A 15,009-nucleotide genomic window follows, 5' to 3' on the forward strand; every position below is an offset into this window, starting at 1 on the left:
TGCTCAATGGAATCCAATAGAAAGGAAGCTTATGAAACGACTTGCGATTTTAGGTGCTGCTGGAACGATTGGGCAGCTGACACGCCAAACACTTTTAGAAAGAACCAATTTCTCCCTAGTACTCTATGCCCGCCAGGCAACGGAGCGTTTGCAACAGGTTGATGCTGCGCGTGAGACGATCATTGATGGTGACTTTCTCGATTTAGGACGACTCGTTCGAGCATTGCAAGGTTGCCAGTCGGTTTTTTTGACGGATATCCATGATCCGCGGGCAACGCTGCGGGTGATCGAGGCGATGAAATTAGCAGAGGTCAGCCAATTGATCAGTGTCGCACCAGAAAGAAACCTTTGTCATCCAGAGGCATTAAAGCAATTGGTGTCCGCAACTGATCTTTCCCTTTCCCCGAAAAAGCATCAGCTGCTCTTGCAGCAAAAAAATCGCTTGATGTCCTACCAATTGATTGTAGGCTCAGAGTTGGCTGTTCGCTTTGTTCATTTGCCATCAATGGAAGAATGCATGTTACAGCCAGGGGGATGGCAAGAAGCAGTCGCAGAAGAAATGCTTGCGATGTATCACTGCTATACAGCCTAAAGCCTGTGCATTTGTGATGAAAACCAACATGCTTTCTTGAAGTTCAGAATCATTTTTTTCATGTTTTCATGAAAAAAATGGTTCTTTCTTTTGAGCTTTTTTTGATAGAATAGACAGAAGCTTTTATCCATAAAATTAGTTGCCAGATTGAAAGGAGAACGTTGATGGAATCACTTATCAAAAAAAATCTTGCTTTATTGCTTGGGGTGCTGTGGATCTGCATCGCATTAAACTTTTTCCTTTTGCCTCACAGTATTGCTTCTGCTGGTGTCGGGTCGATCGGCTATCTGATCGAAACCGGCTGGTCGATCAATCGTCATATCGTTGTCTGGGGGATTAATTTATTGATGCTGGCGTTGGCATTTTTGCTTTTAAAGCGAGAGGTCTTTGTCAATACGGTTATCGGCAGTCTGGCATTTCCCGTTCTTCTGGCGCTTTTACCAGAAATTATGCTGCTGCGCTTTTATTCCATCTCATTGATTTTAGGTAGTTTCTTCTTTAGCTTTGGTATCTTTTCCCTCTACAAAATCGGCGCGTCTAATGGCGGCGTGACAATTCCGCCACTAATTTTGGAAAAATACTATGGCATTCGCAGGTCCAGTGGGGTTTTCTTGACCAATTTGATCATCATCTTATTGAACCTCCTGATCTTTTCTTGGCAAGAAGCACTTATTTCTGCCTTTTCAATCTACTTGATTGCCTTCTTCATGCGGCTCTTCATGAGAATCGAACAAAAAATGCAGGCCAAGAAATCTGTGAAAGTCCAAGGAACAGCAAAATAGAGTAACATATCAGAAGCAAAACATCGGTGCAAAAAATCTGCACCGATGTTTTTTAATATTTTCTTTTTCTTAGAACAGCTATGGAACCAGTCAAACAAGCGATGATCAAAAAGCAACTTAACAACAGTGCTGGCAGCAGTTCTCCTAGTTTGATTTGGTTGGTTAAGTAATTAGGAAATTGGCTAGATAGGGAATAAGGATTCCAATTTGTTAATTGGCTCCACAGATTGCCTAACATGCCCATCAGATAACAGACGCCAATAAACAACAGTCCTTGATAGATGCTTTTGGCAAAGCTGGAGCCTAGCAGCAGGATGCTGATCGCTAGTAAACCAAACAGCCAATAGCTGAACAATGCGCTAGGGACTTGAGCAGCGCTGGAATCATCGAAATAGATCAAGGTATAAAAAGCACTGACACTGGCACTTAGGAGGTAACTCAAAGACCAAAGAATCGTTAAATAGCCAGCTTTGGCACAGACGATCGTCGTTTTCGGTAATCCTTTCGTAATCAGCTGAATAAAGGTCCCTTGGGCGATTTCGGCAGAGAGCGTATCGGTAAAAAGAACCACAAATACTAGCAGACCAATCGTTCCAATATTGCTGTAAAACTGCAGCCATGCATCGATCGCAATCGGATCAGCAATCGTGACCTCAATCGATTCTGGCATCATACTGGCCATCAAATCGGGCATGATTTTCGCGGTAAAGGGAGAGAGCATACCAATCAGCGCAAACAGAATCAAACAAATCAGCAGTTTTTTGCTGCGAAGACCACCGAGAAATTCTTTTTTTAAGAAAACAAGAAACACCTTCATTTGATCACCTCCAAATAAATCGCCTCTAAAGTCGGTTCGATCCGTTGAAAGGATTCAGGTACTATCTGTTGTTCATTGAGCAATCGCAGCAACTGCTTTCCAACATTCGTGTCGGCAGTTTCGTCGATCAGTAATTGATTGTTCTTTCTTTCTGCCGCAATGCCGTGGGATGCTAACAGATTGGCAAATTTCGAATGGTCACCTTCGTTGGTAAAGACAATCCCAAAGGCGGTTTTTCGATAACGGTTTTTTAAGGAATCCATCGGTTCAAACGCCTGGATCTGGCCTTTGTGCAAAATCGCAATGTAATCTGACAGCTGCTCGACATCTGCGAGAATATGGGATGAAAAAAGAACTGTCGTTTCTTCTTTGATTTTAGCCAATACATCAAGAAAGGCCTTGCGACCTAAAGGATCGAGTGCAGAGGTCGGCTCATCACAAATCAAGATAGCTGGTCGGTTGATCAATGCTTGAGCTAATCCAAGACGCTGCTTCATGCCTCGAGAAAAGCCAGCGATTTTTTGTTTCGAAGCTTCCAGGCCTACCAACGCTAAAACTTCCATCACCCGCTGAGGCTGAAAAGGTTCTTGATTGGGCTGGATCTTTCCGCAAAAAGTCAAATATTCTACAGCTGTCATAAACGAGTAAAACTGCGGTACATCTGGTAAATAGCCGATCCAGCGATTGGTCTTGGCTGAGCCGAATTGCACCACTTCGCCGCAAACGGTGATTTCGCCTTCATCAATGGGGAGCAATCCTAAAATCGCCTTCATGGTCGTTGTTTTGCCAGCACCATTTTCCCCGACAAACCCCACAACGCTGCCCTTTGGAACCGAAAAGGTTAGGTCTTGCAGCACTTGTTTGCGCCCAAAACGCTTGGATAAATGGTTGATCTCGATCATCTTCATTGTTGGCCCTCTTTTCCGAAAGCAAAATAAAGGATAGGACCGATCAGGCTAACAAAACAGGCGATGAAAAGCCAAAGAAGGCGGGAGCCGAATTTAAACTGTTCTTGTTTTAAAATATCGCGAACCGCCAAGATGATCAGGACCAATTGCAAAACAATCAAGGGGATCAGTACGGGCAAATAATCAGACATATTTTCTGGTATATTTAGTGAAAAACTATTCATGTGAGTCACTCCTTTGAGAATTAGATACTTGTTCAGCCAGATTGCTCAAGCGCTGAAACAACTCTTTAAATGGGGGTTTTTCTTGATACGGTTCAAACAAGGGTGTCAGCTGTGCTACTGCAAGAAATTGTTTTTTGACACTACCTGAGTTCCGCGGGATCTGACTGCCTAATTCTAATTCGCTGATCCACTCATCGATGCTGTTGAAATAATCGTCTCCTTTCAAAACGATTTCCTCAGGCGTGTCTGCTAATGTTTTGATATACAGTGTTAATGCTTGCAGCAATAAGCTTTCCTTTCCTAAAGCCGCAAACGAAACCATCCCAGCGGCTAGAAAATTCAGTAAAGAAATAGGATGCAGCTGGGCCAGTTGGAAGCTCTCGCTGAGTGCCAGCCCACGTGCAAAGGTTTTTTCCAGTTGCTCCTCGTCTTGTGTGAGCATTGCTAAATAATTCGTTAGCAAACTCATAAAAATAATTAAGTACTGGTAAATCGCACTTTGCGTAACGAGCTCAGCTTGTTGCAACTGATTGTTTTGCTGAAATGCTGCGGCAATCAACGGTTCGCTGGGTAAAAACGAGAGAGTTTTCGTGCCAAGGATCGCCAAGACTTCTTCTGGCTTGTTTCTCATCAGAAGACAATAAGCATCGATCTGTTTCGCTTGTTGTGCCAGCTCACTGTCGCCTTGGTCCATGATGCGTTGGTACAGGGTTTCTGCTTCCTTCAAATAGGTATTTTTCTTTGCTTCCATCAAAGCGTCTTCGTAAGTTTGCCCTTTCGGGACGCCTTCTACGGGGACATCTGGCAGCAGATCCCAATGATTCAAGTAAAAGGACCCCATTTGTAATAAGAATGGATAACAAGAGTAATAGCGCTTGGTAAAACTTTGAGCAAGTGCGAGAACTTCCGTTGGTGTTTTTGTTTGAAAGGCGTCTTTTAGTAATTGGTAGATTCGCTGGATCTCTTTAGGGGATAGCTGCGAGTCCAAAATCAATAATTCATCGACGCTGCAATCAAAATACGCTGCTAATAAGGGCAGCGAGGTGATATCTGGATAAGACTGCCCCGTTTCCCATTTCGAAACGGATGCTTTGGACACATTCATAAACACTGCTAATTCTTGCTGGGTAATACCTCGTTGTTTTCTTCTCCGAGCGATTTCCTCGCCAATTGGTAAGTCCATAGTGCACCTCCGATAGGTTTGTTTGGTATACTTCTATCATAAGAGGAGAAGGGATGACTTACAATGGATTGCTAGTTAATTTTTGGTTGATTTAATTAACTAAAAGTTGATTATAAGGCGAAGTATTCCAATCTTTGGGAAAGAGATGATCGTAAATGAGAGGTAGAAAAATGAAAGTTGTAGCAGCGATCGATTCCTTCAAAGGAAGTGCCACTTCCGCAGAACTAAATCAAGCCGTCTTAAGCGGGTTTTCAGACCAGTGGGAAAAACGCAGTATCCCAATCGCTGATGGGGGAGAAGGGTCAATGGCAGCAGTCATTGCTGCGCTGGGAGGCAATTACGAAACGGTTTCAGTGACCGCTCCATTAGGCGGTAAGTTGCAAGCCCGTATGTTGGTCACCAAAATCAAGGAAGAAAAAATTGCCCTGATTGAATCTGCAGAAGTGATTGGGTTGCAACTCGTGGAACCTAGTGACGAGACCACCCGCAATAGCTCTTCTTTTGGTTTAGGCCAAATGGTCTTAGCAGCTTGCAGGCAAGGTGTGAAAAAAATTTACCTGACCCTTGGCGGTAGCGGCACTTCTGATGGGGGCGTAGGCTTTTTACTTGCGCTAGGAGCAACCATTCAAAGAAACGAGCGGATGGAAAACAATCCTTTGCTGCAAGCAGAATCTCTGGCGCTCAGCCAGTTGAACCCTCTGCTTGCACAAATTGACCTGTTTGCATTGGCCGATGTAACGAATCCCTATTTTGGCAATCAGGGATTTGCGCCGGTTTTTGGTCCGCAAAAAGGGGCATCCCAAGAAACGATCCAGCAGTTGGATCAGCAGGCAAAGCGTTTGGCTGAGCACATCAAGCGGACCACGGGGATCGATCTGGACGTCCCTGGTGCTGGTGCGGCAGGTGGGCTTGGTGGTGCTGTTCGTTTGGCAGGTGGTCAATTGGTTCCAGGATTTGCGACGATCGCTTCATTGATTGGATTTGAGGAAAAAATCAAAGAAGCAGATTTGTTGATCACGGGTGAAGGACGCATCGATGGGCAAACCGCTGGGGGAAAAGTACCCTATGGCGTCGCGTTGCTCGCCCACAAACATCAGGTCCCGGTTGTTGCCATCTGCGGCTCCCGAAGCGACGATCTAGGAAAACTGCCGCAACTACTATCTGCCGTCTTTTGTATCCAGCAAGGTCCGATTTCGTTGACAGAAGCGATGGAGAAAAAGCGGACCTTAGTGAATGCTCAACAGACTGCTCAAGCCATCGCTGGTTTTGTGGAACAGTGGCAAAAAAAGACTGAATCAGACGCTTCAAATAGGACTGAATAAGAAGATAACACCAAAAAAACTTCGTATTGGCTACTGCCTTTTGTACGAAGTTTTTTTGGTGTTTCTCTCTGTGCTTAAGCCAAGGTAGCTTGTGCTTCAATCTCTACTTTAAATTCAGGGGCAACCAAGCCGGCAACGATGACAAGACTCATGGCTGGTTTGTTTTCTGCCAAAATAGTTGTAAACGCCGTACGGACAGCAGCTAAGTAGGCAGCATCTGTTAAAAAGACGGTCATTTTGACCACTGATGACCAAGTCAACTGATTGGCTGATAGTAGCTGTTCGATCTTTTTCAAAACGATGGTTGTTTGCTCTTGCGGGTCCTCAGGTGTGGCTCCGTCTTGCGACGGCGTTTGACCAGAAATGAAAAGAAAAGGTCCTTGAGCGATTTTTGTATCGGTATAGATTGCCATTTATTTGGCTCCTTTCTTCTATCTTACCTTTGGATGATGGGGACAGATAGCAATTGATTGGGTGTGTCTTAGTTTACTTGATTACACCTGCAAAAACAATCAACAAACGTTTTCTGTTGGTTTTGTGAAACCACGGGACGAAGCCGCCCTTCCCCTTTAATAAAAACACTCATTTTTTTCAGGCTCCACTGAAATTATCGCCAGAATTTTATGGTTTTAATGTCTTATACTATGTTCAGATCAAATAAATAAACAAGGAGGAAAAAAATATGAATTGGTACAAAAACACAACAGAAGAACTATTACATACGTTGCAAACAACACGGCAGGGCCTTTCCTCCGAAGAACGCAACCAGCGTTTAGCAAAGCAAGGTGAAAATAAAATTACTGAGGCAGCGCAGATCCCTACATGGAAGAAAGTCGGCAAGCATTTTACAGACTTACTGATGTTGGTCTTAATCGTCGCAGCCGTCTTAAAAGGGGTTTCGGGTGATTATATCGAAAGCGGCATTATTATGGCGGTCGTCGTCATCAATGGATTAGTCGGCTACTGGCAAGAGCGTAAAGCCCAAGAGTCACTGGATGGGTTGAAGCAATTCATGGGGCAAGAAGCAACAATTTATGTTCATGGCCGCAAGAAGAAAACTGCTGTTTCTTCCTTAGTAAACGGAGATTTAGTCGTTTTAGGACCAGGAGATGTCGTACCAGCAGATATGCGCTTGATCGAAACCCATGATCTTGTGATTGAAGAGTCTATCTTAACTGGCGAATCTGAGCCTGTTCAAAAAATGACCGAGCCTATTACTCAAGAAAGTACGATTGGTGACCAGCGGAACATGGCGTTTTCTGGTACCCATGTAGAAAGCGGAACTGCCAGCGGGATCGTCGTTGAAACAGGCGACGATACGCAAATCGGCCAGATCAATCAAGCGATTCAGTCTGTGAAAGCGCAAGAAACCCCGTTGATCAAAAAAATGAAGCAATTGAATCACCAAATCTTTAAAGGCATTATCGGATTAGTGGTTTTCTTGATCTTCTTTACTACCTTCCGCTACGGCTTTGATCTTGATCTCTTGTTCTCATCAGGTATCGCCTTAGTGGTAGCGATGATTCCTGAGGGCTTGCCAGCCGTGCTGACCATGATTTTATCGATGGGTGTCAAGGAAATGTCTGAGGAGCAAGCAATCATCAAAACGATGCCATCAGTAGAGACACTAGGTGCCATGACGGTGATTTGTTCAGACAAAACAGGAACCTTGACCAAAAATGAAATGACGGTCGTCGATGTCTTAGTTGAGTCAAACGTGGATAAAGCAACGGTGCTTGATATCATGGCAAATTGTCAAGATTTGAAGCAAGACGAAGGACAAAAGGCGGCTGAACTCGTTGGAAATCCAACCGAAAAAGCCTTGTTACAATACGCAGAATCAGCGCAGCAACCATTGCGTAAAACAGTCGATAAAATTCCTTTTAGTTCCTCTTACAAGTACATGGCAACACGCCATCAAAATCAAGAAGAGCCGAATGCCTCGGTAGTGTTTGTCAAAGGTGCGCCCGAAGTGTTGCTTGAGAAAAGCCAACTGACTTCAGATCAAAAGCAATGGTGGTTAGATGAAAGTGCAAAATTAGCAGCGAAAGGGCAGCGGCTGATCGGCTTTGCGCATCTGACGCTGTCGGCACAGGAGTCCTTGTCCCACGAAGCACTCATCAATTTAACCTTTGTTGGGATCGCTGGCATCATTGATCCTCCGAAAGACAGTGCCATCAAAGCAGTAAAAGAGTGCTTGCAAGCGGGCATCCAAGTCAAAATGATCACAGGAGATCATGGCAAGACCGCTCAAGCTATCGGCAAGCAAATTGGATTGAAGCACACGAATCACGTGTTGGAAGGGCTGGAAATCGATCTGCTGTCTGAGGAGGAGTTGCAGCAAGCAGTCCAAAAGACAGATATCTTTGCTCGAACGACCCCAGAGCATAAATTGCGGATCGTTAGTGCTTTGCAGGCGAATGAAGAGATTGTCGGAATGACCGGCGATGGTGTAAACGATGCACCAGCGCTGAAAAAAGCCGACATTGGGATCGCTATGGGGATCAAAGGCAGTGAAGTAACCAAGCAAGCAGCCGATATGGTTTTGGCAGACGATAATTTTCATACGATCGCCAATGCCGTCCGAGTGGGTCGTCGAATCTACGATAATTTGAAGAAAACCATCAACTTCTTCTTACCAACTGCGGTTGCCCAAGGATTGATCGTTATTGCGGCACTCTTGTTGAACCGACCACTGCCACTAACACCTGTCCAAATTTTATGGGTAAATATGGTGACAACCATCACGCTTTCTTACGCACTCGGTTTTGAAAAGGCAAGTGCGGATGTCATGAATCGACCACCACGGCCAATCAAAGAAGGTATCTTATCTTTGTACAGTCTGTTCCGCATCTTCTACGTCTCGCTGTTGATCATGATTCCTTCTTACGTCTTAGCGGTTCAATTTGAGGGAACGGTCCTTCAGCAAAGCATGCTACTGCAAAGTATCGTCTTTGCCCAAGCGGTTTACTTGTTGAACTGTCGGGAGCTGGTCAAGCCAGCCTTGAATCGCCAACTGTTTGCCAACCGAGCGCTATTAGTTTCTCTTTCACTGCTGATCGTATTACAGGCAGCGATTTTCCTAACCCCTCTTGGACACCAGCTTTTAGGGATCGGTTCTTTGACCTTGATGCAGCAGTTGAGTATCGCTGCTAACGGCGCACTCCTTTTCGCAGTCGTTGAGGGTGAGAAATTTATTACGAACAAGCTGCAAGGACGGCAAAAAGCCGCTCCAGTGAAGCAGTAGCGGCAGCTTGATTATTCTAGCGATAGCTTAAATAATAGGTTTGAATGAGCTCAGTCACTTGATTGAGCTCATTTTTCGTTGGTACCATCGATAAATAAAAGACTGGAACAGATACTTCCTCTAAAGGGAAATTTGAGAGAATAAAATCAACCTCGATTTTCGCCAACGCTTCTAGTTGACCAGGCTCGATCGCCGATAAAAGGATGCGGGCACCGAGGAAGTCATTCAATTCTTGCAGGAGATAAGCTTTCCAGGCAGGCTCACCTTGGAAAACAAAATATCCTTTTGCGCGAATGGGATTGATTTGTAAAATCGCTTGTTGGATCAGTAAGGTGGTGGTTGACCATAATGGAAAACTCATTTCCGATTGACTGGCTGTTTGTTCTTCTAAAAAGTCATGGATCGTTGCTTCGATCGGTAGCGAATAGGGTTGATTTAACCGTTGGATCTCGTGAAATTCAAGCCCGAACAATTCTGAGAGCTTGGCTGACTCTTGCGATTTGATCAAAAGCAACAGTAGATTCTCAATCAGTTGTGTATCACTAGCTAAAGACAACTGCAACAAGCGGTCTAGTTTTCCAACAAAATGGGTCGTTTTCTGATAAATGGTTTGGTAGGATTCAAGGGTTGCTTGGATCGTTGCGGACCAGTCGTTATTGTAGTTCCAACTTTCTAAGAAGCAGTAGAAGCTAAAGAAGTGTTCGCTGCGTTCTAAATAAACGCCTTCTTTTTGATACAGCTGGCTTAATGGCTGTTGGAAAAGGCTATAAAGGGGATCGTCCCCCTGAAATTCAAAGGAATCGATACGGCAATTGGCTTTGATGCGGATCGTATTGATAAAAAACCAGCAGGTACCGTAGATTTGTTCCACCTCGATCTGCAGCTTGGCTTTTGCTAAGCGATCCAAGAAATGATAATAGTGGGACTCATGAATCGTATATTCCTCAAAAAAGTAATTGTTATGGGTGTATGGCAGTAACAGGCGATGAAAAAAAACACGGATGTTGATCTCACTTCCTTCAAAGCGGATCATGCGATTGGTGATCCGAATCCGCAACGAAAAATCAGTAAGGCTTTTGTTTAATTTTGTCACATGTCGTCGCAAGGTCTCATAAGATGTCCCTGTTTGGCTAAGAATATCTTGCGTACGGAGTTCGCTGGAAAAAAGCAATGCTTTCATCAAAGAAACACCGATCGATTGAGGGAAAAACGTTTCCCAGAGCTGACTCATCAACAATGGCCCATCATGGGTCAGAGCAAAGCCACTACTGGCAGCTTCGATCTGCCAACCATCAGGCAATTGTTGGCGAATATAGGTTAGATCGGAAAAAACGGTTCGCTCCGTCGTATCGATCAATTTTGCTAGTTGCTTGGCAGTGATCATTTTGTGATTCGCCAGTTGTTCCAAGAGAAGGATCTGACGTAATAAATCCTTCTCCGTAATGATTTTTTTCATCATCCCATCCATGACAAAAACTTCCTTTCCGAGTCTTGAAGGTCAAAAGAGTCACATTGACTGTTTTGATGAAAGACAACTCTTTCGTGTTCTTTTTGATTTTATACGAAAAAGGCAAGTTTTGCTATTTCCAATTCACTGGAGGATGTTTTTTTTATTAAAAAAGATGGGATCGGCAACCTTCTGAGTAACTGTCTAAAGGAATGCGTTTGTTTTATGTGTTTTAACGGTTAGAGATCTATCATATGTTCGTATTTCTTCATTCGCAAATACATAGAATAACTTTCTTTTGACAATTTTATTTTTGAGGAAAAAAGACTCTTTTTGCGAGAGGCGTAGAGTTTTCGATGGAGCGCAGAATTGATGATCCATTCAATTTCTGCTTGTTCTTCCTCGGATAATTCGACTTTTTTCTCATTGGATTGAATGAGAGAGTAAGTAAATTCTAAGCAGCTCATCTTATAAATAAAGGTGGAAAAATATAATTTGTCTATGTGCATTTAATCACCCTTTCTTACATTCGGTTCAATCATATAGAAGAATATTTCAAATAACAATTTTGTTTTTTCATGATGTTATGAAAATTTTGGATAAATGTCGATTTTTTGGCAAAATTATAGCAAAGTTTTCACTCTTTGATCTTCACGCAAGGGTTATAAAAAAACAAATATTATTTAAATAGAGTGGCAGCTATAATAAAGTACGCTGAAAGAAGTGAAGGAGATTTTTGTCCTAAAGAATGTCTTTTTATTTTGGTTAAGGCAACCCATTGTAGGTTGTTTTCTTGTATTGTCAAAAGGAGTCAAAAAAATAAAATTCGCTTTTTTCTGTTGACAGATCAGCAAAAGCCACGTAATATAGCTACCAATAACTAGTAAAGACCAAACAAAAGAGAAGTATGAGGACGTTCGTCTTGCAGAGAGCTGATGGTGGTGTAAATCAGCAGATTGACGCTTCAGAAATGGACTTTTGTGTCGAAAGGCTGAAATCAGTAGGCTTTTTTCGGGATCTCCCGTTACAGAGAACGATCGTTGATAGACGATCTAGAGAACCAATTGAGGTGGCACCGTGAGTAATCGCCCTCATGCAGACGAGTTTGTTTGCATGAGGGCTTTTTTGTTTTTCTTGCCCTTCAACCAATAGAAAAATAAACGTAAAATCAAACTAAGAGAAGTACTTGAGTCTTTTTTGGTTACAGAAAGTCGGCGGTGATGAGAGTCCGATACCAAGAAATCAAGGAAATGGCCTTAGCCGATCATTTTTTGAACCCTTTTTTGGCAGTAGGAAAATGCGGGAACTCCCGTTATAGAGGAAGACCGTTGTTAGACGGTTGATAGAGAAAAAGTTGTTTTTTTAGGCAACTTTCAATTGAGGTGGTACCGCGGTCATTCGCCCTCAAGCAGACGTTTTTATGATGTTTGCTTGAGGGCTTTTTGTTTACAAAGAAAGGAGCAGCTTATGTATCGAATGGAACGAATCAACAGCGATTGTTTGACACCTGTCTCAGTGTTTTTACGGATTCAAGGGGCGCATAAATGTTTACTAGAAAGTATTCCCAGAGAAGAAGATACGGGACGCTATTCGATCCTCACTTTTGATCCTGTTCAGAAACTGACCTTTAAAGATGGTGTTTTTCAAGTAGAGGATCTTTTGGAAAAAACGGTCAACAAGTATCCCTGTCAGGACCCTTTAAAAGAAATGGAACGGTATGTAGTCAAAAAAGAAACCACCGCTTTACCGAATCTGCCGTTGCAAAGTGGGGCGATCGGGTATGCGGGCTATGATATCGCCGCTTGCTATGAAGATATTGGACAACTGCCAACAGATGAATTGCAGGTGCCTGATATGGCCTTTTGGCTTTTTGAAACCTTTCTCGTTCTGGACCATCAAAGGGAAACCTTGACGATCATCCTTGAAAATTGCTACAGCCAAAGGGGGACCACCGAGATGAAGCAGGTACTCCAAGCGGTGCAGCAGCAATTAAGGACACCGGTCGCAGCTGAGACCCGCGGGTTATCGAATGAAAAGCTGCATTTTACAAGTAATGTTACCCAACATGCCTATGAAACGATCGTTCGTGAGGCAAAAGCCCGAATTACGGCAGGGGATATGTTTCAAGTCGTTCCTTCCCAACGTCTGCAAGCAGCATTTACGCAAGATCCTTTTGACTATTACCGAAAACTGCGAGTGACGAATCCGTCTGCCTACCTCTATTATCTTGATTTCGATCACGGATTCAAAGTGATCGGCAGTTCACCTGAAAGCTTGATTCGGGTTCAAGGAACAACGATCACCACAAATCCAATCGCTGGTACCCGCAAACGAGGGGCAACCAAAGCAGAAGACGAAGCTTTGGCGGCGGAACTATTAGCAGATGAAAAAGAACGTGCAGAGCACCAGATGCTGATCGATCTGGGGCGCAATGATTTGGGACGAATCGCTGAACATGGCACGGTTCATGTTCCTTTATACATGGTGATCGAGAAATTCCGCTATGTCATGCATATCGTTTCGGTGGTGGCTGCCAAGCGCAGAGCAGGTGTGACGGCAATGGATGCCTTGAAAGCAACCCTGCCAGCAGGCACGGTCAGCGGGGCACCAAAGATTCGCGCCATGACTCGCATCTATCAATGGGAAGCTGTTCGAAGAGGGGTCTATGCGGGAGCCGTTGGGTATTTTTCTCGAAACGATCAAGCGGATTTTGCCATCGGGATTCGGACAATGGTTTTGAAAGACGCGATCGCTTATGTCCAGGCAGGGGCGGGTGTCGTTTATGATTCTGATCCCTCATCTGAATACCACGAAACCTTACACAAAGCCAAAGCACTATTGGAGGTGTCAGCCAATGATCTTACTCGTCGATAACTATGATTCGTTTACTTACAATCTTCTCCAGCTCTGTCCAGAAGAGACGGTCGTCTTGCGAAATGATGATCCAGACCTTTTCCATGTTGCTAAAGAAGCAGATGCCATCATTTTTTCCCCGGGACCAGGCCGTCCCGCAGAGGCAGGATACATGATTCCTTTGATCAAAACATATCACAATAGCAAGCCGCTTCTAGGAATCTGCTTAGGTCATCAAGCCATTGGAGAAGCGTTTGGTGCCAAAGTGGTCCAAGCACCAGCCATTATGCACGGCAAGCAATCGAGCCTTACGTATCAGAAAAAAGGCGTATTCGAAACCTACCTAGGAGACATGACTGTCATGCGCTATCACTCGCTGGTTATTGAGCCAGCGACCCTTCCTACACAATTTGAGGTGTTGGCTGAAACAAAAGGGATCATCATGGCGATCCAGCATCGACAAAAGTCGATCGTAGGCCTTCAATTTCACCCTGAATCAATGGGGACAAACGAAGGGGCGTTTTTTATCCAACGGTTTCTTGAACTCATTCCAGAAAACTCAGCAAAAAGCAGCAAATGAAAAAGGAGGAACATTTATGCAAGCAATAAAAAAACAGCCGCCGCAACAAATCACCCAGCAGCTTTTTAATGGCCGTCATTTAAGTTATCAGGAGATGCGCCACTTTGCTCAAGGAATTTTAAGCGGGATGTTTTCAGAAAGTCAATTGGGGGCAGCGTTAGTTGCGATGAAGATCAACGGCATCACAGCTGCCGAATTGACTGCTTTAGCAGAAATTATGTTAGAGCATGCCGTGACCATTCCTTATGAAGGAGGAGACGCCATGGACAATTGCGGTACTGGCGGCGACCACTCCAATAGTTTTAATGTCTCCACTACGGCTGCTTTCGTGTTAGCAGCTGGAGGAATCACGATGGCAAAACACGGCAATCGCAGTATCTCTAGTCGTTCAGGCAGTGCCGATGTCTTAGCCTGCTTGGGGGTATCGATCCAAGCATCACCAGAAAAAATCGCTGAGTTATTAGCGACTGTCGGCATCGCTTTTCTCTTCGCTCCCTCGTTGCATCCCGGCATGAAAGCAGTGATGAAGATACGGCAAGAATTAGCAACACCAACGATTTTTAACCTACTCGGGCCCTTGATCAATCCTGTGCCATTGACCACTCAACTGATTGGGACTTACGCTGGTGAAAGTTTGGCAGACACCGCTCAGGCGTTAGGTAGTCTTGGTCGGCAACGAGCAATGGTGATCCATGGATGCAACGGAATGGATGAAGCCAATTTGGCAGGTGAAACTGCGATCAGCTTTTATCAAGGAGGAGAGGTAGCCAATTTTTCTTTAGATCCACAAGCGTACGGCTTTACGCCAGCGCCGATCGAGGCGATCGTCGGCGGGGATGCCGCTCAAAATGCGGCGATCTTAACTGCGGTGTTGAAAAATCAACCCTCCGTTTATCTAGAAACGGTGGTCTTAAATGCAGGGTTAGGCTTTTACGCTAACGGCAAAGCTGCCACGCTAGCGGAAGGGTTTGCGATGGCACGGGCGTGTATCGCTTCGGGCGCCGCCTATGACAAACTGCAGGAGTTGATCCGCCAGTCAAATAGTCAATAATTA

13 protein-coding genes and 2 other annotated features are annotated in these 15,009 nt (G+C 44.3%); of the genes, 7 read left to right on the top strand and 6 right to left on the bottom strand.

Going from position 1 to position 15,009, the window contains the following annotated elements; genetic code table 11:
* Window positions 1-31: 31 nt before the first annotated feature.
* A complete protein-coding gene (locus tag IGI76_RS06340; RefSeq protein WP_194192949.1) occupies window positions 32-592 on the top strand; it encodes an NAD(P)H-binding protein in 561 nt (186 codons plus the stop codon).
* 164 nt (window positions 593-756) lie between these two features.
* Window positions 757-1,374 (top strand): YitT family protein, encoded by a 618-nt coding sequence (locus IGI76_RS06345; RefSeq protein WP_151195351.1) that lies wholly within the window; start codon window positions 757-759, stop codon window positions 1,372-1,374.
* Window positions 1,375-1,426: 52 nt separating this feature from the next.
* Here the strand turns inward: IGI76_RS06345 and IGI76_RS06350 are convergent, their stop codons facing one another.
* The 4 genes from IGI76_RS06350 to IGI76_RS06365 are packed head-to-tail and all read right to left on the bottom strand — an operon-like array spanning window position 1,427 to window position 4,506.
* Window positions 1,427-2,191, bottom strand: a complete 765-nt coding sequence (locus tag IGI76_RS06350; RefSeq protein WP_194192948.1) for an ABC transporter permease subunit — start codon at window positions 2,189-2,191, stop codon at window positions 1,427-1,429.
* On the bottom strand, window positions 2,188-3,099 hold the full coding sequence (locus tag IGI76_RS06355; RefSeq protein WP_194192947.1) for an ABC transporter ATP-binding protein: 912 nt from the start codon (window positions 3,097-3,099) through the stop codon (window positions 2,188-2,190). Before IGI76_RS06355 ends, IGI76_RS06350 begins: the two co-directional genes overlap by 4 nt.
* A complete protein-coding gene (locus IGI76_RS06360) occupies window positions 3,096-3,323 on the bottom strand; it encodes a PLDc N-terminal domain-containing protein (RefSeq protein ID WP_086295040.1) in 228 nt (75 codons plus the stop codon). Before IGI76_RS06360 ends, IGI76_RS06355 begins: the two co-directional genes overlap by 4 nt.
* Window positions 3,316-4,506 (bottom strand): helix-turn-helix domain-containing protein, encoded by a 1,191-nt coding sequence (locus tag IGI76_RS06365; RefSeq protein WP_194192946.1) that lies wholly within the window; start codon window positions 4,504-4,506, stop codon window positions 3,316-3,318. Before IGI76_RS06365 ends, IGI76_RS06360 begins: the two co-directional genes overlap by 8 nt.
* Before the next feature lie 170 nt (window positions 4,507-4,676).
* On the opposite strand from IGI76_RS06365, the gene IGI76_RS06370 reads away from it, so the two are divergent.
* Complete coding sequence (locus IGI76_RS06370) at window positions 4,677-5,828, top strand: glycerate kinase family protein (RefSeq protein ID WP_151195346.1); 1,152 nt, start codon at window positions 4,677-4,679, stop codon at window positions 5,826-5,828.
* 74 nt (window positions 5,829-5,902) lie between these two features.
* Here the strand turns inward: IGI76_RS06370 and IGI76_RS06375 are convergent, their stop codons facing one another.
* Window positions 5,903-6,241, bottom strand: a complete 339-nt coding sequence (locus IGI76_RS06375) for a RidA family protein (RefSeq protein ID WP_074535663.1) — start codon at window positions 6,239-6,241, stop codon at window positions 5,903-5,905.
* 269 nt (window positions 6,242-6,510) lie between these two features.
* Between IGI76_RS06375 and IGI76_RS06380 the strand changes: the two genes are divergently transcribed.
* Window positions 6,511-9,075, top strand: a complete 2,565-nt coding sequence (locus tag IGI76_RS06380; protein ID WP_194192945.1) for an HAD-IC family P-type ATPase — start codon at window positions 6,511-6,513, stop codon at window positions 9,073-9,075.
* A 16-nt stretch (window positions 9,076-9,091) separates the two neighbouring features.
* Here IGI76_RS06380 and IGI76_RS06385 read toward each other — a convergent pair whose 3' ends face one another.
* Window positions 9,092-10,543, bottom strand: coding sequence for a helix-turn-helix domain-containing protein (locus IGI76_RS06385; protein WP_151195345.1), 1,452 nt, complete (start codon window positions 10,541-10,543; stop codon window positions 9,092-9,094).
* 862 nt (window positions 10,544-11,405) lie between these two features.
* Window positions 11,406-11,618 (top strand) — a binding site (T-box leader).
* 66 nt (window positions 11,619-11,684) lie between these two features.
* Window positions 11,685-11,931 (top strand) — a binding site (T-box leader).
* A gap of 58 nt (window positions 11,932-11,989) precedes the next feature.
* Here IGI76_RS06385 and trpE point away from each other — a divergent pair.
* The 3 genes from trpE to trpD are packed head-to-tail and all read left to right on the top strand — an operon-like array spanning window position 11,990 to window position 15,006.
* Window positions 11,990-13,396 (top strand): anthranilate synthase component I, encoded by a 1,407-nt coding sequence (trpE, locus tag IGI76_RS06390; RefSeq protein WP_086295050.1) that lies wholly within the window; start codon window positions 11,990-11,992, stop codon window positions 13,394-13,396.
* Entirely contained in the window at window positions 13,377-13,955 is a 579-nt protein-coding gene (locus IGI76_RS06395) for an anthranilate synthase component II (RefSeq protein ID WP_086295052.1), read from the top strand. Before trpE ends, IGI76_RS06395 begins: the two co-directional genes overlap by 20 nt.
* Before the next feature lie 16 nt (window positions 13,956-13,971).
* Entirely contained in the window at window positions 13,972-15,006 is a 1,035-nt protein-coding gene (gene trpD, locus IGI76_RS06400; RefSeq protein WP_194192944.1) for an anthranilate phosphoribosyltransferase, read from the top strand.
* Window positions 15,007-15,009 lie beyond the last annotated feature (3 nt).

This window comes from Enterococcus sp. DIV2449a (genome assembly GCF_051711225.1).
Taxonomy (GTDB): Bacteria; Bacillota; Bacilli; order Lactobacillales; family Enterococcaceae; genus Enterococcus_D; species Enterococcus_D casseliflavus.

What these genes read in the sequence shown, in the direction of transcription:
- IGI76_RS06395 (WP_086295052.1), top strand. Translation starts at nt 13,377, where the DNA reads ATGATCTTACTCGTCGATAACTATGATTCGTTTACTTACAATCTTCTC.
- IGI76_RS06345 (WP_151195351.1), top strand. Translation starts at nt 757, where the DNA reads ATGGAATCACTTATCAAAAAAAATCTTGCTTTATTGCTTGGGGTGCTG.
- IGI76_RS06370 (WP_151195346.1), top strand. Translation starts at nt 4,677, where the DNA reads ATGAAAGTTGTAGCAGCGATCGATTCCTTCAAAGGAAGTGCCACTTCC.
- IGI76_RS06385 (WP_151195345.1), bottom strand. Translation starts at nt 10,543, where the DNA reads ATGGATGGGATGATGAAAAAAATCATTACGGAGAAGGATTTATTACGT.
- IGI76_RS06355 (WP_194192947.1), bottom strand. Translation starts at nt 3,099, where the DNA reads ATGAAGATGATCGAGATCAACCATTTATCCAAGCGTTTTGGGCGCAAA.
- trpE (WP_086295050.1), top strand. Translation starts at nt 11,990, where the DNA reads ATGTATCGAATGGAACGAATCAACAGCGATTGTTTGACACCTGTCTCA.
- IGI76_RS06375 (WP_074535663.1), bottom strand. Translation starts at nt 6,241, where the DNA reads ATGGCAATCTATACCGATACAAAAATCGCTCAAGGACCTTTTCTTTTC.
- IGI76_RS06340 (WP_194192949.1), top strand. Translation starts at nt 32, where the DNA reads ATGAAACGACTTGCGATTTTAGGTGCTGCTGGAACGATTGGGCAGCTG.
- IGI76_RS06380 (WP_194192945.1), top strand. Translation starts at nt 6,511, where the DNA reads ATGAATTGGTACAAAAACACAACAGAAGAACTATTACATACGTTGCAA.
- IGI76_RS06360 (WP_086295040.1), bottom strand. Translation starts at nt 3,323, where the DNA reads ATGAATAGTTTTTCACTAAATATACCAGAAAATATGTCTGATTATTTG.
- IGI76_RS06365 (WP_194192946.1), bottom strand. Translation starts at nt 4,506, where the DNA reads ATGGACTTACCAATTGGCGAGGAAATCGCTCGGAGAAGAAAACAACGA.
- trpD (WP_194192944.1), top strand. Translation starts at nt 13,972, where the DNA reads ATGCAAGCAATAAAAAAACAGCCGCCGCAACAAATCACCCAGCAGCTT.
- IGI76_RS06350 (WP_194192948.1), bottom strand. Translation starts at nt 2,191, where the DNA reads ATGAAGGTGTTTCTTGTTTTCTTAAAAAAAGAATTTCTCGGTGGTCTT.